Here is a 22,824-nt window from a genome sequence, read left to right as displayed (position 1 = left end):
TTATATATTTTGTAATATATACTAGGTTACAAGCATATATGATTCAGGATTTTAAGTCTCACCATTATAAAAATATATCTATCTAGATAGTAAACATTTTAATCGCTATTCTAATGTGAATATACTAAAGCTGTTTACTATATTCCATTAGATATTCTTTAAATCCTGAATCTTCATTTACTTGTTCTTTTACTATATTAAAACCTTTTTTATTGTAAAATACAACTGCTTTTTTATTATCTTTATATACTGCTAAGCTTAGATTTTTATACTCTTTAATTGCATAATCTAAAAGTTTGCTTCCTATTCCTAGACTTTGATAATTTGTACTTATAAACAAAGCTCCTATAAATTCATTATCTATAATACTTATAAATCCTTTTATTTCTTCTCCATCATCATATACAAAAGTTTCAGATATAGGCATATATTCGTTTTTAACAGTATTGTAGCTATTTTTCCAATAATCTTTATTTATAAAATCATGTGCTTTGATTGTACTTTCTTCCCAGATTTCCATTATTTTTTCTATATCTTTGTTATTTGATTTTCTTATCATAAATTTTATTTCACCTCATTTTTTACTACTTTCTTATCAAGATTTATAGAATATTTATGTTTTATTTAGATATTATTTAGTTAATATAGAACTTATTATAATATGAATTATTCAGAAAAAAGAACTCTTCTTTACATCCCACTTAGTTAATATAAAACCCTTCTAAAAGTCCTAATTTTAATTTACCTCTTGCCTTTATATACCACTTAGTTAATATAAAACCTAGCGCAAATATTTCATCAACTAATAATTTAAATGACTTTACATACCACTTAGTTAATATAAAACTAGAAGCATTAGAAAAAGAATTAAGTATGTTAAAAGACTTTACATACCACTTAGTTAATATAAAACACAATAAAAGAAGTTGTTTCATTAAATGCTACAGACCTTTACATACCACTTAGTTAATATAAAACTAAATATATTAGTAAAAGAAGTAACTAAAAATTTTGGCTTTACATACCACTTAGTTAATATAAAACTTAATGAACCTGACGCTAGTGTTAAAGTGTTACAAGACTTTACATACCACTTAGTTAATATAAAACATTTTTATGATTATAGTTTATTATCGTTTTATAGACCTTTACATACCACTTAGTTAATATAAAACGAAAATATTTTATAAGATAGTAAATGTAGTTTTAATACTTTACATACCACTTAGTTAATATAAAACCTTTTTTACTTTTATCTGCATTTTTTACTTTTACTTCCTTTACATACCACTTAGTTAATATAAAACACATATATAACCACAAACTTGTTCTTCAACTACAATCTTTACATACCACTTAGTTAATATAAAACGATATACATTAAAAGATATGATAGTTTTTATTCTAACTTTACATACCACTTAGTTAATATAAAACTGAAGCTAAAAATAATGTTCAACAAGACAAAAGTACCTTTACATACCACTTAGTTAATATAAAACGTTATATGGACAAACATATATTAGAGAACCATATCATCTTTACATACCACTTAGTTAATATAAAACAATAGAAAAGAAAAGCAGAGAGATAGAAGAAAAAGATACTTTACATACCACTTAGTTAATATAAAACTTTTCATAAAATTGAAATTGAATGGTATCATTACTTCTTTACATACCACTTAGTTAATATAAAACGGAGGAGTTAAATTTAGCATACTTTGATAAAGACAGCTTTACATACCACTTAGTTAATATAAAACTAGTTATCTCAGTAGCAAAATCATGCCCCCAATAATTGCTTTACATACCACTTAGTTAATATAAAACTTCTGTTTTCCCAACATATAAACATTCTTCCGTATCCTTTACATACCACTTAGTTAATATAAAACGAGGAGGGATATAAATGGCTTATGATTTTTACCTAGACTTTACATACCACTTAGTTAATATAAAACCTATTACTAGATGGGAAAAAAATGAATGATTATAAAACTTTACATACCACTTAGTTAATATAAAACCTAAAAAGTTGTATTTGTTCTTGACTTTTGAAATAAACTTTACATACCACTTAGTTAATATAAAACGATATAGAATTAGGTTCTCATGAATTACTTTTAGAACTTTACATACCACTTAGTTAATATAAAACTTCATTATTTAAAAATCTTTCCCATTTCTCAACTTTCTTTACATACCACTTAGTTAATATAAAACTAATACTCCTCGCATTTTAGTTCAGATTAGAAGTTTTCTTTACATACCACTTAGTTAATATAAAACGAAAGAACTCATGAGCTTTTTTTATTCTCTTTTGAAACTTTACATACCACTTAGTTAATATAAAACTTGTACATTGTTTCAAGCTTCTTTTGTACTTCTTTCTTTACATACCACTTAGTTAATATAAAACGAAGCTCATATAAGTTATAAATAATAATAAAAAAGTCTTTACATACCACTTAGTTAATATAAAACATGTTTTCCATCAACCTTATTATTCACTATCTTATTCTTTACATACCACTTAGTTAATATAAAACGTTGAATACTTATCTCTTATTGCTTTTTCTATCTTACTTTACATACCACTTAGTTAATATAAAACTTTAGAAAACTCTTTATTTCTTTTTTTAAAGACTCTTCTTTACATACCACTTAGTTAATATAAAACTTTTATAAATTTGTACATAGTAAATACACATATCAAAGCTTTACATACCACTTAGTTAATATAAAACCCCAAAATATGTCTAATTGAATACATTGAAAATACTACACTCAAGCAGTTATAATTCAATAAAAATATTAAAAATTGCAGTGAGCGATCAGTAGTGCAATTGATAATAGTTATCACATGCCTTCAATCCCTTATATTCCAACTGTTAACACCTATTTTAGCATAAATATCGCTCACTGCAAACCTATATAAACATTTCATCAGAATACTTATCAATACCATAACATTTCTTTTTAATTGAATTAGGATTTTTTATCTCATAAACATAGATTGAATCTTCACTATTATCAATAATATTTTCTATTTCAGAAATACATTTATGTAACTTTCCATCGGTAATATCTCCTTCAAAAACAGAATTCTGAGTCCAAGTCAAATATTTTCTAAGTATTTTTCTAATCCGATTTAATGACCTTGCTTCAACAACATCATAAGTAACAATAACAAACATTCTTTACCACCATGCCTTTAAGACTTTATACTTTTCATCATTGATAAAATGTTTAATTAATTTATAACATTCTAACCTTATAAACATTCTATACGAAACTTTTCTATTAAGATTTCTATGTTTTATAGTTGTCTGCATCTTATTTTCAAATTCTTGTAAAAATTTCTTCTTTCCTTTTTCACTTAAATAACAAATTTTATCTTGATATGAAAAATCATTCTTATTGATTCTCTTATTATTAATTAAGCTAAAAATTATTGTATCAATAATAATAGGTTTAAAAATTTCAGCAATATCTAAGCTTAAAGAAAACCTTTTTGTAGATGGTTCATGTAAAAAGCTTATAGTAGGGTCAAGTTGTGTCTTATATATCTCACTTAAAACATTCGTATACATTATGCTATTTCCAAATGACATAAGAGCATTTACTGGGTCTTTGGGAGGTCTTTTTTCTCTCTTATAAAACTCAAAATCATCTTTCAATATTTGATTAAATGATTTATAGTATGTTTTTCTTATTCTGCCTTCTTTACCCATAAGTTCTGATATTTCTTTGACATCATTCAAACTATTTAGTTCATCTTTTATAGTATCAATTAAACTTTCATCAACTTTGTAATATCTCATATTTCTTAAAATATGGTATGACGCACTTTCCACAAAGGATTTTGCTAAATATAGTCTTTCATTTTTATCTAAATAACAAGCTGATTGACATACTAAACTAAACCCTGATACACTTTTCTTTCTTGGATAATATGTACCTGAATAATACCCATAATAGTTATAGAAGTGAAGCATAACTCCATATTGGCTTATATAGTTTATAAGTTTTGTGTTTAAATCTACCTCTCCATATATATGAATATCATCAACTTGTTCTACTGGTAATATTTTTTTCTCACCTTCTAAATTATAATAATAAATTGTATTTTCTTTTCTTTTTATATTACCATTACTTATAATATAATAGTCTTTATACATTGTTACTCCTCCTTCACAAAACAAAATTCATAATAAGCACATTTTGTACAATAAGATTTTTTCTCAATTTTAGGAGGAGATAACTTCATATTTATTTCATTTATATTTATAAGTGTATTTTCAACAGCTCTTTCTTTTTCCTCTGTTAATATTAATTCTTCTTGTTTCTTTTCCTTGACATAATTTATAGTTCCTTTTTTATCTATACCCATACTCTTTTTTAAATAATATAAGTAATAGTATAGTTGCATTTCATCTGCTTCTTTCATCTTTGAACTTATTTTTACTTCCTTAACATACTCATCCTTTATTATATCTAATCTCAGGATATCATCAATTAATACCTCTTTATTTTTCATTCTTTTATAAGAATCTTCATGTACTATTTTTCCAGATAAAACCCTACTACTATTTTGTTCCATAGTTATTCCTTTAGAGAATAACCATAGTTTTCTTTTACATACATAATAATAATTTATCTTTACTCCTTGAACTTTCAATAATTCTAAATCTATTGGCACAAAATCACCTTCTCTAGTAAATTTTAGCCACATTGTTAATATAAAAATCAAATAAATTGGTCTATTTCCTTACCTATAAGCACACCTTTGCCAAATATCTGTTTTGTATGCTTATTTTCATGTATATCATATTTATATAAAAGTATTTTTAAATCTTCTAGACCCTTTATATTTATATCCACTATATTTTGTTTAGCTTTATATATTGGTATATTTACACTTTTTTTAATTATTTCTCTTCTAGCTTTTTTTCTCTTAAATTTTATTTCATTTATTAATTGTCTGTCTTCATTACTATATGCCTCTGTAAGTTCTTTCCCCAAAACTTTATAATTTTTTACCAAAGTTTCTTCAATTTTATTATATATATCCTCTGGTATTACTGTATATCCTTCAATATTTCTAAGTATATTTTGCGCATCTTTAGAGCCCAAACTATATGGTGTTATAGTATCTAAAATATTTAAAGCACTAGTAAATCTCTTTTTAAAAGCTGTACCTTCTAAGCTTTCTTTAGAGTATAGTACCTTAACCATTTCTACCTTATATTTTTCTTCCATCTTTACACATTCTTTGCCATTTATAAAAGCTTTCAATAACTCAAGTCCATTTTTTACAATTGTTTCATCATAGATACTGCCTATTCCTGTAGCTTTTTCTGTATATATAAATATATTTGGACTATTTTTTTTATACTCACGACCTCTATAACATCTTCCAAACCTTTGAAATAAACTGTCAAGTGTTGAATTTTCTGTATGAAGTTCATCAAAATCAATGTCAAGGGATGCTTCTACTAATTGTGTAGTAATCCAAATTCCATTTTTATCACTATCTGCAAATTCTTTTATATGTTTTTCTAGTTTTGCTCTATCTTCTTGTATATACATAGAATGTAAAAGATTTAAGTTAATATCTATTCCTTTTAGCTTAACTATCTCTTCTATTAACTCATATTTTTCTACAGCACTTTTGACTGTATTTACTATTACAAGAACTTTTTTATTCATTCCACTTTGTATTATTTTTTCTAAATTTTCATCTATTGAGTTTTCTACAATAGATACATAATGTCTTATTTTTTCTGTATTACATGTCAATTTAGCTAAGTTACTATCCAATACACCTCTTTTTTTTAGTTCGTCTATATATATAGTTGGCATAGTAGCTGTCATTATCATAAATCTGCCACCTATCTTATGTATCATTTCTATACCCTTTACCAATACAGCTGCTATTTCTGGTGAATATGCTTGTATCTCATCTATTACTACCTTTGAATATGCTAATGTTGAGTATACTTTTTCATATCCTCTATACAAAAAAGGAAATTTAAATATTTGGTCTATTGTGGAAAATGTCAACTTGCAAGATAATAACTTTGCTAAATCTACAATCTCATTTGAATTTTCTTGATTACTTTCTTCCAGATAATCTATTGCTGTTGAATGTAACAGACCTAAGAATGTATCATTTGATTCTCCCACTCCAACTATATTTTTTGCCCTATCAAATAACGCATTTATACTTACCCTTAATGGAAGTGTGAAAAAGGCCTTATCCTTATCTATCCAAATTAAAGCAGTTTCTGTTTTCCCCATACCTGTAGAGGCTATCAATATTATATTTTTATCTCTATTAGATTTAGCAAATGATTGAGCCTCTCTCAAACTACCAAATTCTTCCATTAAATAATTCTCTGTGTGTTCTCCTATATTCATGACACTATTGCATTCCACAACCTCATGAGCAGAAGCACTGTGATCTAATCTATGTAGTATACCTTTTAACATGATATATAAATTATAGTATTTGTGATTTTTATCTATTCTTTTTATTACACTTTGTATATACGCTTTACTTAATTTTTCGGTTCTTATTGGATATCTAACTTTAAATTCATATTGTAATTCATAAACTTTATTTATTAAATCTTCATCTAATATTTTTTGTATTAAATCTTTAAAATCTTTATCTATAAAGATATCTCTTTCATGATGATATACGATAACTTGAATTAATACTGCTCTCAGTTCTCTATCCTTTGCCCTGTCTACATAACTATAATCAATAAATGCAGGAGAAAGATAATTATGACCTATATTATTTTCTAGATGAGTTACTATTTTAGATTTATTTGTTTCAATATCCATCCTACTTCTTATTAGGTTTTGAAATGGAGAAAATGCTTTTCCAATATCATGAAATTCTATAACAAAATCAAGTAATTGCCAAAATTTCTCTTCCTCTAAAAAATTTAGCCTATTTATGTTTGTTCCATGGCATTCTCTTAACACATTCATTTGTTTTAAAAGCTCATCAGTATGTTCTCTCAATGTTTCCACTGGATTAGATTTAGCATATAACATACTCTTCCTCCTAATTTATATTATTAAAATATAATAAATCTCCTTCATTGTCTAATAATATATCTCCAACTGATATAGTATTTCCATCATCAACATAATAACTATCTACCTTATTCCAAACTCTTTTTTTATCTTTCAGAGCATTATTATCATAGTAATTATTGAGCCTGTAACTTATTCCCTCTATATATTCATCTTGTAAACTTGACTTTGGTATATATATAGGCATTCTTATATTATATTCTGATAGCCTAGAATTTTCGTAATCATCTAATTGCATATCAGAATCTACTTCAAATTTATTAATTTCTACAAATCTAATATCATTAATTCTCACTAAATCTTCTTTTCTACCTAATGATAAATGCTCACCACAATTTAATAAACTATCATATATTTCTTTCAATAATTCAAAATCCCCACCTATATGAATTATCAAATTTACATTTAATAACATATGACTGTTCATTGGCATAGATGTAATACTATCCTTTTTATAAAAATATGTTGTCTGATAATTATTAAATATACTTTCATATGTTCCCTGTACACTTATATTAAATGGTATATACTCTGTCGCATTTAATATTTTGTGAATTAATCCATTTACTGTAGAATATGGTGGTAGTGGATAAGTTTCTGTAATCTTCATAGCAAATGGCTTTTTATAGCATGCAGTTTCTTGAAATAAATCTAATTTCAAAACCTTCATATTAATTCACCCCATAATATTCCTTTACTTCTTTAACTAGTTGTCCAAAAAATTTATCTACACTTAAAAAATTATCTTCAAATAATCCCTCAAACTCTTCTTTATTTGTAAATGCTCCATCTACCATTCCCACATAGGTAAACTGCTTTAAACCCTTTCCTAAAAAAGTACCTTGAACTACTTCTTCTATTGCTGACTTATTTACTTTAAACCCATTTTTATCTCCTTTTAATTTAATTCTACCTAAGAAAAATGGATTTGCTATTTCATATACTCCTCCTACTACAAATAAAGGAGATAAGTTTTCTTGTCTACCTCTAATATTTCTATTCAATACTTTTATTATTTCTAAAAATTCTACTACTCTCTTACATTTCTCTTTATTATCAAGTTCTATATCTCCATCCTTACCTATTTTAGATAAGTCTATAGTCACTGTATATGTATAATAACTCAAATGTTGTTCTATATTAGCAAGATTAGGGTGTTCTCCTATTCTATCTGCCAATCCTTTATTATTTAAAAAGTCCATGTCACTTCTATATGGCTCAAGAGAAATTGCATTACTTAATCTTACAGTAGCTTCTCTAGTCAATGAACCTCCTTTTTTATCTTTCTCATCTTTTTTATTTGTTTTCATATATCCAAACAAGTCCATTTCTTCTGATTCTCTTATATTTATATTATCTTTAAACTGAACTGTACCTTTTTCTTTATCTACAACCTGCAAATTCCAATTAAATAACTCCGAAGCTAATCTTACTATGTCATATCTTAAACACTGGCGAGATGCAAATGTGTAGATATTTCCATCTCCTCTACTTAGTTTTTTTAATTCGGATATATTGGTTATTCCTTCACCATAGTTTAAACTTTGAGCTTGTGTTATTACTGTAAACGTTAATCCTCTTTTCATATTATTTTTCCTCCTTATTATCTACTTGTCTATTTTTTCTCTCACATTTTTCTGACATTAATCCCATTGTAAATGCGTATCCTATAGCTTCAAAATCTAACTCCTCTTCACTAAGCATCTGTAAAAATTCTTCTGGTGGAGTTTTTTCACTTGGTGAAAAAATTCTTAAAATTGTTTGAAAAAAATCATTCTTATTACCAACCTTAATCAAATTTAAAAGCTTATATGTTATTCCTTCTATTTTATTTTTAGCATTCTTATTAACATAATAATCATGTATTTCACAACCTGATTCATAAACTTTTCTTAACTTTTTATAATCCATTTTATACACTCCTCTCTTATAGTTATTTACTATTAATCTTAATTGAACCAGTCTAAAACAATCTGTTCCTGATATATTTGATTTATTTCTACCTTCCATGTCATTCTTAACTTTATTTCTTAAAGTATTATTAATTAAATGCTTCAAGTCTCTATTTTTCAAAAGTAAATCTAATACATTTGATTTAAGCTTATAATCATAGATACTTTGTATTTTTTTATTTACATCCTTGTTTGTAAAGATTTTTGCTAAATAAGTAGGAATATTAAAGTAATTTATTTTACATTTTTTAGAATCTATACTTGCTTTAAATTCTACAAAAATGATATTCCTAAGCTGCCATTCACTTTTTAATCTATTTTCTTCTACTATACTTTTTATAAGTTTATTAAAAGGAGTTTCTTCTTGGGAGCTTGAAGACTCACTTTTCTGTAATTTTAACTCATTATTTCTCTCAAAAAGTTCATTTATAGAAGTATCCATGTTAACAAATAAATAAAACTCATTTTCTTCATTAGTTAAATAATTTTTTCTTGTATAAGTAGCCCCTGCTGGAGTACAGAATAATATAAGCTTACAAATATCACATATTGATGATGTGTACTCCTGATTCCAAAACATATTTCTAGCATTATTGGTACTTACTCCAAGAGGAGCAAAATTACTTTCTGAAGACTCATCTAATATACCTTTGTATGAACCACACATTTCACATACTTCTAAACTATCCATATACTCTTTTATATCTTTAATACTTTTATTTTTCTTTATAAAGTTTTTATTTATTTCCTTCATAATTTTTTCTATAGTATTTATACTAGACTTACTAACTTTTTTTTCACTTACATCTTTAGCCATACTATTTAATCTATCATTCAAATAGTTTTTCAATTTATCATAATCATTCTCTTCTAGTAAATCCTCTAACTCCCCTAGATATATGATTTGTCTTAAATAGTCGTTAAACATTACCTGTTTTAATCCATCTAAATCTAACTTAGCCTTAGCAACATTAAAAAAACTAACTTGTCCAAAATAATTATCTTGAACTACATATTTATAAAGATTAGCTGTAAGTCTATCGTTTATTGATTTAATTTTAAATATATCTATAATCTCATCAATTAAAGTTTCTAATATGTCAAATTCATCATAACTTTTTATCTTAGATATACTATCTAACTTTTCTTTTATCAAGTTGAATTTTTCTTCATCAAATTTTTTAACCTTATCATTTTGTTGTTTTATACTATCTTTAATTTTTTTAATTCCATCTTTAATTTTATCAGGCTTAGATTTAATAAAATTTATACTGTAATCAATACTCTTCCTAATCCTTTTTGATACATCATATTCATCCATAAAGTAATTAAAATAATCCTCATGAAAGTTTTCAAGAAATGAACTATCAAATTCGATATAATCTTCCATAATAAATATTTCTGCTTTCTTATCTGCTTTCTTTATTATATTTAAAAATCCAACTATACCCATATTAAAGAACCAGTCTCCTCTATAAACCCTTAACTTCATTTAGCTCACTTCCATTCTAGAATATCTACATCTCCAAATCCCTGAGCACGCCTAAAACCTAGTCCTAGATTGTAGATAAGATTTAAATCATCAATATCACCTTTTAATATAAACTTACCTTTGTAACCATTAACATATTGATATTCTTTACCTGTTATTTTTTTAAATTCTCTTAAACTCTCTTTAACCACTACCTTTTTGAGACCTATATTTTCAAATTCTAGCTTTCTTTTTAATCCATTTCCCCTATAATTTTTGACAACTTCATTAGTTATATAGTTTAACTCTTCTATATATCTATCATCACTTATCTCTAAGAATTTCCCTTCTCTAGACTTTATGCAGATTGGAGATAATGCATTAAATAGTACCCTCTCTTCTGTTACCTTCTTTTCTCTTGATAAATCTATTCTAATCCTTGTAAGTTCATAGTCTTTATATAAACATTTTTTAGAAGTCATTAATCCATTATATATATGAAAACCTAATTCTAAATCTGGAGTACTTATATTTAATATTACTTTATCCTTGATAATAAAATTATCACCTTCAATACTATATTTTTTTATATAAACTGAAAATGTAAAATTTTTAGTTTTTTTATTGTGTTTTTCATTATAATAGTACATGTTTTTATAGTAATCTTCATTAGATTTTCTTATTGCTTCTTTTATAATACTCATAAAGAGTGAATTATAAGATATTGGTATACAACCTGTACTAAATTCAATTTTCATTTTCATAATATCACCTCTCTCAACTAATATATTAACACTAGACCGTGAAGTATATTGGTCCAAGTATAAATTATTTGAAAAAATTAGTAAATTTTTTTCATTTTTTCAATCTCTAACAATATATCATTTCTAAGTCTATCTGGTTCTACAACCTCAACATAGGCTCCCATACTTAAAATCCAACTTTTTATCTCCTCATAACCTCTCATTTTAGCTTTAAACATTATAGATTTATCATCATACTCTATAATTTGTTGATTATTAACCCAAACTTTCTCCTTTATAATTGTTGAAAATGGATGGCTAATTTTTATAACAACATTAATTTCTTCTCCCTTATAAATTCCTATACTATTTTTACTGTATTCACCCCAATTAAAACTTTTATCTACATTATACTTTTTTTCTAAAACCTTATAGTTTTTAATTCTACATAATTTAAAGTCTATAAACTTAAATCTTTTTTCACAAAAAGCTACCATATAAGTATCTGACTTATAATTAAACAAACCATATGGATGAACAATTCTTTCACTATTGCCTGAATTCAATGAATAATACTCTATCCAAAGTTTACGCTTTGTGGTATATGCTCTAGTTATTTCATTACACTTATTTTTTTCAAACTCATAATCACAATTACGTTGTGCTTGTACTGTGAAATAATCCATATATGTATCGCTTTTTTCTCCTGTATTTAATACTGCTTTTATTTTTTCTACAATACTATTAAATTCATTTTTGTAAATATCATTATTGTACTCTAGCTGTGAATTTACCATATCTAGAATTGAAACTTCATTATCTAATAATTTAATTGATGAGATACTATTACATTTATCGATTTCATAACCACCATAAATTCCAGGTGTTGAATTTATAAATATACCAGCTTGCTCCAAGCACATCTTATAACTTTTTATTTGCCTTTCACTTACTTCCAACTCTTCTGATAACTCTTTACATTTCATTTTACCTCTACTTTGAATTAATATCATCATTCTTAATGCATTAGCTAATTTACTAATGAATAACACCCCCTAATAACATTAATTAATATTTTTATATTATTTATTTCTACAGATATGTACATATAACCTCTTTATACTTTATATAAGTAGAATATTTTTATAATTTTGACATTTATTATGTCATATTTGTATAGAATCTTAATAATTAATACAATAAAAAATATTACTGAAAAAATAAACATTTATAATTCCAGTAATACTAATTAATTTTAAACCTTTTTGTTATTAGTTAATAATAGTCATTAAAAATTGACTAAATTTAATCTTATCTCTTTTAAATAATTATTTCTTATAAGTAAGAAATACACTATTTGAACTATAAACAAGCTTCCCATTACCAAAACCGCAGATGATGCAACCTCTATATCAAAAGAGTTCTTAAGTGCAGTAAGTGCAAATACCGAATGTACAACAGCTACTACATAAGGTAACAAAAACACAATTCCAATCTCAATGGTTGAAGCTCTTTTAATCTCCTTATATGTCATCCCCAATTTATTTAACTGTTCATACTTTTTCTTGTCAATTTGACAATCCATATAAAACTTATTATATAAGAAACTACTTGTAGTAACAAAGAAAATTAAACCTATAAATACTGCTAAAAACATAAATGTAGAATATGTTAGTTTACCAGTTTCTATCATTAATTCTTTAGAGAAAAACAAATATGGTTGCATTCTAGACTCATTATCAAATTTATCTTCAAATTGTCTACATATATCTATAGTTTTACTTGAATCTTCTACCTCAAATGTTGAAAATCTATCTATTATAAACTTTGATTTTATACTATCATAAAAATTATCTTTTACCACATACATATTTTTATAATACGCTGGCATAACACATTCTTCAACTTGTTTTGCCACCTTTAAACTTCTATTCCCTATAATGACATTTTCTTTGACTTTCTTATCTCCAGGTAAACTTGATGAAAACAATGATATAGATTCATTATCTTCAAAACTTATAGGCTTAACTCCTATAGTCTTTGTAATTTCTAGGTACTTTGATTCTTTCATTATTCTCACATTAAAATCACTTTTCTTAGGAAATACAGTTTTAAACTCACCATTAACTCTTGCATAATCTATACCTTCTTTTTTCAACTTATTTTCTATAAAACTCATTCTTTCCTTATCTTTCTCTTTACTGTCAGGTTTATTAGTGTCATTATGCAAAGTCATTGTTGAATAATATATTGTGCTAGGATATATTAAATTAATTTGACGTTTTACATCTTTCCAAAATGAGTAAACAGTACCTATAGCAGTGAATGCCACTGCAGAAGTTATAGTTATCAAAAAGAATATCCTAGCATTATCTTTTACCTTATAAATTAAGTTTGAAATCCAAAGCATATTTGTATTACTTCTATAAAAACTTTTCTTCATCTTCAATTTTTTTATAAAGTACACACTAAATTGAGAAAAGAATAAATAAGTTGCTACTATCGTCAGAGATGTAACTGGAACTAAGCGTAAATATGTTGTATATTGGTCAGTTGATGTAACAGCACTATAATACGCTATTATAAACAGGCAAATACTTAATATAGCAAGTATTAGTGATGTTTTAGGCTCTGGTTTTGGAGTTTTTGTACCTTTAAGTAACTTCAATACTTGATTTTCCTTAATTATAAAAGAAGTAAATATAGATGTTAATATAGCTAAAACCATAAAATAAATTAAAGTGGAAAACATTGCATTTAATGGTATATAAAATTCTAGTGGTGATAATTCTAAAAAAGTAGACATAGTTACTAAAAATATCTTTGAAAAAATTAAACCTACTATTATCCCAATTACAGAAGATACTATATTTATTACTATATTTTCTATAAGAACCAATTTCATTACTTGTCGTTTTGATATACCTGTAATATAGAGTATTCCAAACTCTTTATATCTACTCTTAAGAAAAACACTCACTGAATAAAACACAAAGAAGAATAAAAATAAATATGCAATTATTTTACTCATCTTAAGCCCTTCTTTTAAATAGTCAGGAAATTGAGCTATATCTAAACCTGGATGACTTGTAAACATAATAAAAGAAAAAAGTAGTGAAGAGGATATAACAATACTTGCTAAATATCCTAGATATGCTTTAATATTTCTTGAAATATTATTAATGGCAAATTGTTTTATGTTCATTAATTATCTCCTCCCAATAATGTAAGCACATCCATTATTTCTTGATAAAATTGCTCTCTACTATTTTCCTTATATATTTCATTGTATATAGCTCCATCCTTTATAAATAAAATACGATTACAATAGCTTGCTGCTAATGGGTCATGAGTTACCATCATAGTAGTAACTTTATTCTCTTTATTTATCTTTTGAAATAGCTCCATTACAGTCTTTGATGATTTTGAATCTAAATTACCTGTTGGCTCATCTGCTAAAAGTATTGATGGTTTATTGATTAATGCCCTAGCAATAGCAGTCCTCTGAGCTTGGCCACCAGACACTTCAAAAGTCCTTTTATTTAATAAATCTTCTATACCTAAAATTTTAGATACTTCATTTAGCTTTTCATCTTGTTCTTTTACACTTACCTTATCTAATGTCAATGGCAATACTATATTTTCACCAATAGTTAAAGTATCTAATAAATTAAAATCTTGAAATACAAACCCCAACTCTCTTCTTCTAAATAAGGCAAGTTCTTCACCTTTTAATGATAATGGATTTTTACCTTTTAATTCTATTTTTCCTGTAGTTGCTTTATCAATAGTAGAAATCATATTTAAAAGAGTAGTCTTGCCACTTCCAGATGGTCCCATAATTCCTACAAATTCTCCGTCCTCTATACTAAAACTTATATTGTTTAATGCATTAAAAATCATTTTTTTACCATATACTTTGCTCAAATTACTCACAATTAAGGTTTTCATTATTTATAACTCCTTTCTAATTTATAAAATGACATGAAGTATATATTAAATACTACTCATATTAATTAAAGAAATTTTATATAAATACTGAATTTATTTTAGTTTATATACTAATTATATTGGTAAAAGCTAATATAGCAAGTACTATACCTGCCACTATTCTATATATAGCAAATACTCTCATTGGTTTTTTCTTTAGAAAATTTACGAACTTTTCCATCACTACTATAGACACAAGAAAGGCTACTATAAATCCAACAATTAAAGCAATCCACAAAGTTGGTGTCATTATTGAATAATCAAATTCAAATAAATCTAGTCCTGAAGAAGCTACCATTGCTGGTATAGCTAAGAAAAATGAAAATTCTGCTGCTGTAGGAGAATTAAGCCCTGCTATCCATCCACCCATAATAGTAGATGCACTTCTTGACATTCCTGGCCACGCAGATAAAACTTGTAATACACCGATTTTTAAAGCTTGCACTGGAGTGATTTTATCTATATTATCTGTTGAGTGCTTCTTTTTTCTAAATAGAGTTTCTATTACTAATAATAAAATACCCCCAACTATGAACCCTATAATTACAGATTGTAAGTTAAACAATGCTTTTATGTTATCATAAAATATAACTCCCACAATCCCAAATGGTATACAACCTACAATAACATTTATTCCAAATTTAAATCCAGTTTTTCCTTCCTTACCTCCAGTAAATATGAATTTAAAAAACTCTATAACACTATCCTTTATTTTTTTCCAGTAAAGTACTACTACTGCTAGTATAGCTCCAAGTTGTATTACAACTTCAAACATCTCAGCAAATTGACCTTTAAAATCTATTAAGCTTCCCACCAAAATCATATGACCTGTAGATGACACTGGAATAAATTCTGTAAGTCCCTCTACTATAGCTATTATGATTGATTTTAATATAAAAATAATATCCAAACTCATTGATAAACACCCTTTCTTTACTATATAATCTTCTTAAAATTTCTTTTCTTATGTCATTTCTTATATTAATTTTAATTGACATTAGAAAATTTCACTATCTACAAACATTACACAAACATTACATCTATGTAATATTTGCAAAAAATAAACTATCTTAAAATTAGATTGTATAATTATAAATCTTATTAAAAAATATATACACATTAATTTTAACAAGACATTTAAATTATAAATACAATGTTAATCCATCTTAAAATAGTCTCTTATTAGTTTATATTATCTTTACTAAATATTATTGAAACTTCGGTTCCTTTTCCTACTTCTGATTTTATATTGACCTTATGACCTAAGTTGTCACATACTTTTTTTACTAGATAGAGTCCCATACCTGTAGATTCTCCAAATTTACGTCCATTTTCTCCTGTAAAAAATGGGTCAAATACTCTTTTTATATCTTTAGATACAATTCCAACACCTTTGTCTATTATACTTAAAATTATAGACTTATTATTTTCTTCAGATTTTATAATCAAATCTTTACTATAATCTTTAGAATATTTAACTCCATTTGTAATTAACTGATTTATTATAAATTTCATCCATTTTATATCTGTATAAATATAAATAGATTTATCTATATCTATTTTAGGAATTATCCCATTCTTTATAAATAATCTCTTTTCATCATTTATAGTATCTACTATAATATCATTCAAATTAGCTTTTTCAACCACAAAATCTTTCTGAAATTCATCCACTCTTGCGAAATACATAGCCATGTTTAAACCTTTATTAACTCTATCTATCTCCTTTTTTATATTTTCAGTAACTTCTTCACCTTCATATTCCTGAAGTTGAAGACTTATAACTGATATTGGAGTCTTCATTTGATGAATCCATTGGTTGATAAAAGTTAAATGTTCACTATGTATTTTTTTATGTTCCTGAATCATTGATTGATATAATCTATGTTGTTGTTTTAAAATAACTGATATGTTTTCTCCAAAAAAAGAGCTCCCTAAATATAAAAAGGATTCATCTAAAGAGTTTATACCTTTTTTAAAGAGATTATATACTTCTCTATTTTTATAATATTTATATATCAAAAAAAACAATAAGATAAAAGTACTAAACAATAAGATATATAAAGCTTCTTCTACACTGATAAATTTCATAAGACTACAATAAATAATTGTCATAGATATTCCTAAATAATATATAAAAATATAGCCTTTACAATCTTTAAATAATAATTTCATATTCTCTCCTTACCAATTTTTATTTAGCTTATATCCTACTCCTCGTACAGTTTGAACAGCATCATTTATACCTAACTCCTCAAATCTTTTTCTTATTCTACTAACATTTACATTTAGAGTATTTTCTTCTACAAACTCAATATCATCCCATATCTTTTCTAATAGATAATCTCTACTTACTACTTTAGGGTATTTTTTTATAAGACACTCAAGTAATATTCCTTCTTTTTTAGTGATAATCAAGGTCTTATCCTCTAACTCTAGCTCTAATCTTTCTGGATAAAACTTTAGTCCATCTAGTTCTAATATTCTCTCATCTATTTTAGGCGAATATTCACCATATACCCTTCTTATATGACTTTTTATCTTTGCCATTACTACATCATAATAAAAAGGCTTTGTTATATAGTCATCAGCTCCACTTTCTAAAGCTCTAATCTGGTCTAAATTACTATCTCTAGCTGATACAAAAATTATAGGAATATTTGATTGTTGTCTAATACATCTACACCAATAGAATCCATCAAACTTTGGTAAATTTACATCTAAAAGCACTAAGTCTGGCTTGAAATTTGCAAATGTAGTAATTATATTATCAAAGTTTTCTTCAACCATTACTTCAAATCCATATTTCTCTATATAATCTTTAAGTAATGTACTTATTGATATATCATCTTCTACAATATATATTTTATGACTCATATAATTCCTCCATATTTTAATTTTCTTATTTACCCTATGTTAATATTACATTCTCATATTGCTCCATATATAAACATACCATTAGCATATATTTTTATCAATAGAATAGAAAAAGTTACCTTAAATAAGGTAACTTAAACTTTTAGCACTATTAACTCTACTATTTAGCATTATATATTAATTCTTTTATGTCTACTTTTTTCTCTTGTAATCCATTTTTTATTAAGAAGTCTTGTGTCTCTTCAAGAGAAGATATATCTTTGTCTGTTATATCTAAACTAAAATCATACCAAGCATATAACTCTTTAGTTTCTTCAACGCTTAAATCAACTTCTTTTGCTACCTTTTCCATAGCTTCATCAAAGTTATTGTCTACATATTCTAAAGTTTCTTTTTCAACTTTCATAAATCTTTCAACTACCTCTGGATGTTTTTCAGCAAAATCTGTACTAACAGCAGTTACTATTATACCATCTACTAAACCTTCACCATTTGCTACAAGTTTACTTCCAGACTTCATGGCTTTAAGAGCTGCTGGTCCAGCAATCAATGCAGCATCAACACTACCATCAGAAAGAGCTGCTGATGCTTCTGGAATACCCATATTAACAAACTCAACATCATCCATACTTAGTCCTTCTTTATCAAGTGCTGCAATTAATACTTGATGTAATATAGTTCCTTTTGGTCCAGCAACCTTCTTGCCAACTAAATCTGCTGCTGATTTTATTGAATCATTATTTGTTAAAATCATAAATCCTTTTGGTGATCTACTATAAGTGTTTAATATTTTTAAATCTACACCATTAGATGCTGCTATTAAAGCTGATGTCCCTCCTAATGCATGTAAAAAATCTATCTCTCCAGCCGCTAAAGCCTGTGTTTGCTCCGGTCCTGTAGTTATTTCATGAAAATTAACTGCTATATTATCCTTTTTAAATTCTTTCCCAAATAAATCATCTTGTTTTTGAATTATAGAAGGCACATTTAGTGGTGATTTTACATAAGTTAAATTTATTTCTGAAAGATTTTCACCCTCATTCTTTTTTGCACATCCAGCTAAAGACGCTGTTGTAAGTGTTAATATTGTTATACCTATCAATAGTTTTTTTAATTTCATATTTTTACTCCTTAAAATATTATTAATTTCTTTAAATGCTTTTATTTGATTTCATTGTCATTAAAATATCTTTTTTTAATTTAATATAGTAATTTGAAGTTAAATCTCTATTATAATCATCCTCTATATTAAATTCTTCTATTTTTCTTTCCTTTGTAAAAACAACTATTTTTTTGCCTATCTTTAATGCTTCATCAATATCATGAGTTACAAATATTACACCTTTATTGGTTGATTTATGTATTCTTATAACTTCATTTTGCATATCAATCCTTGTAAAATAATCTAGTGCTGAAAAAGGCTCGTCCATAAACAACATATCTGGATTAAAAGAAAGTGCTCTAGCTATACTTACTCTCTGTGCCATACCTCCTGAAAGCTCATTTGGATAAGAATTTTTAAATTTCTGTAAGTTCATCATTTTAAGATATTTTTCTATATCAATACTATCTTGTTTGTTTGATTTACTTAAATCATCCTTGCCATTTAAATATATAAGATTATCATTTCTATCTTTATTAGTGGTACTTTTTGAGTGATTTAACTTATTGAGTATTTTATTTAAAAGAGTGTTTTTTCGTTGATTGTGAAAAGCTATATTTTCACTTACATTTAACCATGGCATCAACCTACTTTCTTGAAATACAAAGCCAACATTAGGTTTATACTCTTTATTATCTTTTACAAACCTAATTTCACCACTATTTACATCTTCAAGTGATGCAATTGCCCTAAGTAAAGTAGTTTTGCCACATCCACTTTCACCTAAAATTACAGTTATATGACTTTTATCTATACTTAAAGAAATATCACTAAGCACTACATGTTCTTCATTATCAACTTTATAACTTTTAGATAGATTTCTGATTATATACCCAGAATTACATACTAGACTACTCATATGCTTCCACCATCTTTCCTTTGCTTACCTTCTTTACAATAATTGAAAATATATAGTCTGTAATTATTCCTAGAAGTCCAATTACAATTATTCCTACAATAACAACATCTGTTCTAGACATTTCTTTTCCATCAGATATTAAATATCCAAGACCTGACGAAGCAGCTACAAGTTCAGCTCCTATAATTGCTCTAAAACTATATCCAAGTGCTAACTTTAGACCAACTGCAATATCGAGAATTGCATTAGGAATAATTATTCTAAATATTATCTGAAGCTTTGACAATTCAAATACTCTGCCTACTTCAATTAACTTTGAATCACAATTTTTAATCCCCTTTAATGTACTTGTAAAGATTGGGAAAAAAGATGCCAAAATTATAATTATTATTTTTGATTCTTCACCTATACCAAACCATAATATAAGCATTGGTATTAGAGCAAGCGGTGGTGTATTTCTCAAAAAATTTATCAATGATTTAAAGTACTCATAAACTTTACCATAAATTCCAAAGAATATACCTAAAGGAACACCTATAATTGTACTTATTGCAAACCCTATCAAAACTCTTTTCATACTTGCATATACATTAATAAATATTGAACCATCATTTATCATATTTAAAAATGTACTATACACTTTTTCAGGTGGTGGTAGTATATATTCACTCCAAATACTAAGATAATTTGTAATTTTCCACAATACAAGAATTATAAAAAATATTAAAACACTTTTTATTAACCTCAAAAGTTTATCATTAATTTTATTGCCCATTTACAAACCATCTCCATTATTACATCCATCTTTACAATAAAACATTTCTACTATATCGTACTTATCCTCAGAGCCATTTTTAATTTCTTGTATTTTACTTAATATTTCATCTTCACTTGATACTTCAAGAACTTTTTCAAAAGAATCCTTAAAATATCCTAATGGAATTGGAGATTCATCTATTTTTCCAAGTGATTTTATACCTTCTTTTTCAGCAAATTCCTTCCATGTATAAAATACAGCATTATCTTTGCCTTTAAACTTTTCACTTGCAAAATCTCTTAATTGTGTACATGGACAGGTTACTATTAACATATCTTCTTCACTTTTAATATATTTTTCATATAAGACTCTACAAGTCCTTACTAATATTGGTTCTATCATAGGAACTTCAAAGCCACTTATCAAATTATTTCTTTTTAAAAGATTTATGCTTTCTGGACATCTACAATCTAACATTGTATTTTCAATTTTTTTTGCATATTCTTTGTACTGATTCTTTACATATTCTAATTGCGCCTCACATTCAACCATTATGTACCCTTTTTTTATCAAAGTTTCTTTGATAATATTAAACTTTTCCCCATACATTTTTTCTGCTACTGGATTTATTAGAAGATATTTATTCATAGCTCCTCCTATTATTTAATATTGAATATTATTCTCAACTATTAGTTTAAATGAGCACTTAGTTTTTGTCAATATATTAATTTTTTCTTAAAAAAGTAATGTTTATTTACAAATTATTACTATTTTACTTACAATATTAAAATAATATATTCAATTTGTTTTAACAATAACATATGTATATTACTATTAATCTACTTATAATGATATATACACAATTAGTATAGATAATTTGACACTGATTCTATATATGTAAAATAAAAATGTGATAAAAAACTAAATTATACTTTGCTAATTTACTAAAAAAAGTGAAGTATAATTAATACTTCACTTTTTTTAGTAATCACAAATATTTTATTTTAATATCATCAATAATCTGTAAAATCTTATCTCTAACATCTATGGGTTCTAGTACCTCAATATTTTTTCCAAAAGAAAGTATATATCCATAAATCCAGTCGTTTTGTGGATATTGTACAGTCACTATAAAATTTCCATTGTTATCATCTGATATATTGTCAATATCAAATTCATCATATACTCTATATCCTATATCTTTAGAAATTTTCAATTCCAAATTGATATTTTTATACTCATTTTCTTTTATTTCTCCTACTTCTGTTGGTATACTCCTCACAAATGTCTGCTCACAGACGCAGATATTTCTCATCCTTATAATTTTAAAAATTCTATAATCATTTTTTTTACGACAATAAGCTTTAAGATACCATGATTTTTCTTTAAACCAAATCATAAGTGGCTCTACACAGCGTAAACTTATTTTTCCATAAGTGTCTATATATTCAAAAGTTATAATATTACAATCTAATATAGCAGATTTTATCTTTACAAATTTATCTTTTTCTCTATCATCACTACCCCAATGAGAAAAATCAACACTTATCCAGCTTGTATCTGATTTGCAGAATAAAGGTTTAAGTTTTGCCAATGTAGAATCAATATTTGGATACTTAAGTGCATTTAAGCTCTCCAGTGAAGCTAAAATTTCATTCTGCTCTTGCTCAGATAAAATAGATTTATCAAAAGTGAAATTATCTAAAATACCTATACCACCATTTCTACCTTTGTCAGTATAAATTGGAATACCAGAAGATGACAATATTTCAATATCTCTACAAATAGTTCGTCTAGATACTTCAAAGTGTTCAGCTAACTCCGTTGCAGTGACTCTTTTCTTATCTAACAGGATATAAATAATTTCAAATAATCTATTACTTTTCATATAATCACCT

Annotated in this window: 20 protein-coding genes and 1 CRISPR repeat array; all 20 genes read right to left on the bottom strand. The window is 25.9% G+C overall.

Annotation, left to right across the window (positions count from 1 at the left end; genetic code table 11):
• Positions 1-124 precede the first annotated feature (124 nt).
• The gene (locus KGF41_RS13785; protein ID WP_227856754.1) at positions 125-559 is read right to left on the bottom strand and encodes an N-acetyltransferase; all 435 of its coding nucleotides are present in this window, start codon (positions 557-559) and stop codon (positions 125-127) included.
• A 129-nt stretch (positions 560-688) separates the two neighbouring features.
• A CRISPR array of direct repeats spans positions 689-2,749; the repeat unit is 29 nt; unit sequence CTTTACATACCACTTAGTTAATATAAAAC.
• A gap of 183 nt (positions 2,750-2,932) precedes the next feature.
• Positions 2,933-3,199, bottom strand: a complete 267-nt coding sequence (gene cas2, locus KGF41_RS13780) for a CRISPR-associated endonuclease Cas2 (RefSeq protein ID WP_227856753.1) — start codon at positions 3,197-3,199, stop codon at positions 2,933-2,935.
• Between the two features lie 3 nt (positions 3,200-3,202).
• Positions 3,203-4,183 (bottom strand): type I-B CRISPR-associated endonuclease Cas1b, encoded by a 981-nt coding sequence (gene cas1b, locus KGF41_RS13775; RefSeq protein ID WP_227856752.1) that lies wholly within the window; start codon positions 4,181-4,183, stop codon positions 3,203-3,205.
• A 2-nt stretch (positions 4,184-4,185) separates the two neighbouring features.
• The gene (gene cas4 / locus KGF41_RS13770) at positions 4,186-4,737 is read right to left on the bottom strand and encodes a CRISPR-associated protein Cas4 (protein ID WP_227856751.1); all 552 of its coding nucleotides are present in this window, start codon (positions 4,735-4,737) and stop codon (positions 4,186-4,188) included.
• Positions 4,738-4,751: 14 nt separating this feature from the next.
• Positions 4,752-7,073, bottom strand: a complete 2,322-nt coding sequence (gene cas3, locus KGF41_RS13765; RefSeq protein ID WP_227856750.1) for a CRISPR-associated helicase Cas3' — start codon at positions 7,071-7,073, stop codon at positions 4,752-4,754.
• Positions 7,074-7,083: 10 nt separating this feature from the next.
• Positions 7,084-7,785, bottom strand: coding sequence for a type I-B CRISPR-associated protein Cas5b (cas5b, locus tag KGF41_RS13760; protein WP_227840816.1), 702 nt, complete (start codon positions 7,783-7,785; stop codon positions 7,084-7,086).
• Position 7,786: 1 nt separating this feature from the next.
• A complete protein-coding gene (gene cas7i / locus KGF41_RS13755; protein WP_227840815.1) occupies positions 7,787-8,701 on the bottom strand; it encodes a type I-B CRISPR-associated protein Cas7/Cst2/DevR in 915 nt (304 codons plus the stop codon).
• Position 8,702: 1 nt separating this feature from the next.
• On the bottom strand, positions 8,703-10,559 hold the full coding sequence (cas8a1, locus tag KGF41_RS13750) for a type I-B CRISPR-associated protein Cas8b1/Cst1 (protein ID WP_227856749.1): 1,857 nt from the start codon (positions 10,557-10,559) through the stop codon (positions 8,703-8,705).
• Positions 10,560-10,564: 5 nt separating this feature from the next.
• Complete coding sequence (cas6, locus tag KGF41_RS13745; protein ID WP_227856748.1) at positions 10,565-11,302, bottom strand: CRISPR-associated endoribonuclease Cas6; 738 nt, start codon at positions 11,300-11,302, stop codon at positions 10,565-10,567.
• A gap of 77 nt (positions 11,303-11,379) precedes the next feature.
• Positions 11,380-12,297 (bottom strand): WYL domain-containing protein, encoded by a 918-nt coding sequence (locus KGF41_RS13740; RefSeq protein ID WP_227856747.1) that lies wholly within the window; start codon positions 12,295-12,297, stop codon positions 11,380-11,382.
• Between the two features lie 272 nt (positions 12,298-12,569).
• Positions 12,570-14,486, bottom strand: coding sequence for an FtsX-like permease family protein (locus KGF41_RS13735; RefSeq protein ID WP_227842848.1), 1,917 nt, complete (start codon positions 14,484-14,486; stop codon positions 12,570-12,572).
• Positions 14,486-15,232 carry an ABC transporter ATP-binding protein gene (locus KGF41_RS13730; protein WP_227829582.1) on the bottom strand — a complete coding sequence of 249 codons (747 nt, stop codon included), beginning with the start codon at positions 15,230-15,232 and terminating at the stop codon, positions 14,486-14,488. Before KGF41_RS13730 ends, KGF41_RS13735 begins: the two co-directional genes overlap by 1 nt.
• Positions 15,233-15,335: 103 nt before the next feature.
• Positions 15,336-16,187 carry an undecaprenyl-diphosphate phosphatase gene (locus tag KGF41_RS13725; RefSeq protein WP_227829583.1) on the bottom strand — a complete coding sequence of 284 codons (852 nt, stop codon included), beginning with the start codon at positions 16,185-16,187 and terminating at the stop codon, positions 15,336-15,338.
• A gap of 266 nt (positions 16,188-16,453) precedes the next feature.
• Complete coding sequence (locus KGF41_RS13720; protein WP_413906974.1) at positions 16,454-17,362, bottom strand: ATP-binding protein; 909 nt, start codon at positions 17,360-17,362, stop codon at positions 16,454-16,456.
• A 93-nt stretch (positions 17,363-17,455) separates the two neighbouring features.
• Positions 17,456-18,148, bottom strand: coding sequence for a response regulator transcription factor (locus tag KGF41_RS13715; RefSeq protein WP_227829585.1), 693 nt, complete (start codon positions 18,146-18,148; stop codon positions 17,456-17,458).
• Between the two features lie 160 nt (positions 18,149-18,308).
• A complete protein-coding gene (locus tag KGF41_RS13710; RefSeq protein WP_227829586.1) occupies positions 18,309-19,268 on the bottom strand; it encodes an ABC transporter substrate-binding protein in 960 nt (319 codons plus the stop codon).
• A gap of 31 nt (positions 19,269-19,299) precedes the next feature.
• Entirely contained in the window at positions 19,300-20,169 is an 870-nt protein-coding gene (locus KGF41_RS13705) for an ABC transporter ATP-binding protein (RefSeq protein WP_227829587.1), read from the bottom strand.
• On the bottom strand, positions 20,162-20,944 hold the full coding sequence (locus KGF41_RS13700; protein ID WP_227829588.1) for an ABC transporter permease: 783 nt from the start codon (positions 20,942-20,944) through the stop codon (positions 20,162-20,164). Before KGF41_RS13700 ends, KGF41_RS13705 begins: the two co-directional genes overlap by 8 nt.
• Positions 20,945-21,574: a hypothetical protein gene (locus KGF41_RS13695; RefSeq protein WP_227829589.1), complete on the bottom strand. Its 630-nt coding sequence runs from the start codon at positions 21,572-21,574 to the stop codon at positions 20,945-20,947.
• Between the two features lie 340 nt (positions 21,575-21,914).
• On the bottom strand, positions 21,915-22,814 hold the full coding sequence (locus KGF41_RS13690; protein ID WP_227842845.1) for a helix-turn-helix transcriptional regulator: 900 nt from the start codon (positions 22,812-22,814) through the stop codon (positions 21,915-21,917).
• Positions 22,815-22,824: the final 10 nt, after the last annotated feature.

The sequence above is a fragment of the Clostridioides sp. ZZV14-6150 genome, from assembly GCF_020657875.1.
Lineage (GTDB): Bacteria > Bacillota > Clostridia > Peptostreptococcales > Peptostreptococcaceae > Clostridioides.
Note: the sequence above shows the minus strand (reverse complement) of the source record. Positions and strands in the feature narration are given on the sequence as shown.

Coding starts and splice junctions, on each gene's coding strand:
- cas3 (WP_227856750.1), bottom strand. CDS start 7,073: ATGTTATATGCTAAATCTAATCCAGTGGAAACATTGAGAGAACATACT.
- KGF41_RS13725 (WP_227829583.1), bottom strand. CDS start 16,187: ATGAGTTTGGATATTATTTTTATATTAAAATCAATCATAATAGCTATA.
- KGF41_RS13700 (WP_227829588.1), bottom strand. CDS start 20,944: ATGGGCAATAAAATTAATGATAAACTTTTGAGGTTAATAAAAAGTGTT.
- KGF41_RS13785 (WP_227856754.1), bottom strand. CDS start 559: ATGATAAGAAAATCAAATAACAAAGATATAGAAAAAATAATGGAAATC.
- cas5b (WP_227840816.1), bottom strand. CDS start 7,785: ATGAAGGTTTTGAAATTAGATTTATTTCAAGAAACTGCATGCTATAAA.
- KGF41_RS13720 (WP_413906974.1), bottom strand. CDS start 17,362: ATGAAATTTATCAGTGTAGAAGAAGCTTTATATATCTTATTGTTTAGT.
- KGF41_RS13715 (WP_227829585.1), bottom strand. CDS start 18,148: ATGAGTCATAAAATATATATTGTAGAAGATGATATATCAATAAGTACA.
- KGF41_RS13710 (WP_227829586.1), bottom strand. CDS start 19,268: ATGAAATTAAAAAAACTATTGATAGGTATAACAATATTAACACTTACA.
- KGF41_RS13690 (WP_227842845.1), bottom strand. CDS start 22,814: ATGAAAAGTAATAGATTATTTGAAATTATTTATATCCTGTTAGATAAG.
- cas7i (WP_227840815.1), bottom strand. CDS start 8,701: ATGAAAAGAGGATTAACGTTTACAGTAATAACACAAGCTCAAAGTTTA.
- cas4 (WP_227856751.1), bottom strand. CDS start 4,737: ATGTGGCTAAAATTTACTAGAGAAGGTGATTTTGTGCCAATAGATTTA.
- KGF41_RS13740 (WP_227856747.1), bottom strand. CDS start 12,297: ATGATGATATTAATTCAAAGTAGAGGTAAAATGAAATGTAAAGAGTTA.
- KGF41_RS13705 (WP_227829587.1), bottom strand. CDS start 20,169: ATGAGTAGTCTAGTATGTAATTCTGGGTATATAATCAGAAATCTATCT.
- KGF41_RS13735 (WP_227842848.1), bottom strand. CDS start 14,486: ATGAACATAAAACAATTTGCCATTAATAATATTTCAAGAAATATTAAA.
- cas8a1 (WP_227856749.1), bottom strand. CDS start 10,559: ATGAAGTTAAGGGTTTATAGAGGAGACTGGTTCTTTAATATGGGTATA.
- cas6 (WP_227856748.1), bottom strand. CDS start 11,302: ATGAAAATGAAAATTGAATTTAGTACAGGTTGTATACCAATATCTTAT.
- cas2 (WP_227856753.1), bottom strand. CDS start 3,199: ATGTTTGTTATTGTTACTTATGATGTTGTTGAAGCAAGGTCATTAAAT.
- KGF41_RS13730 (WP_227829582.1), bottom strand. CDS start 15,232: ATGAAAACCTTAATTGTGAGTAATTTGAGCAAAGTATATGGTAAAAAA.
- KGF41_RS13695 (WP_227829589.1), bottom strand. CDS start 21,574: ATGAATAAATATCTTCTAATAAATCCAGTAGCAGAAAAAATGTATGGG.
- cas1b (WP_227856752.1), bottom strand. CDS start 4,183: ATGTATAAAGACTATTATATTATAAGTAATGGTAATATAAAAAGAAAA.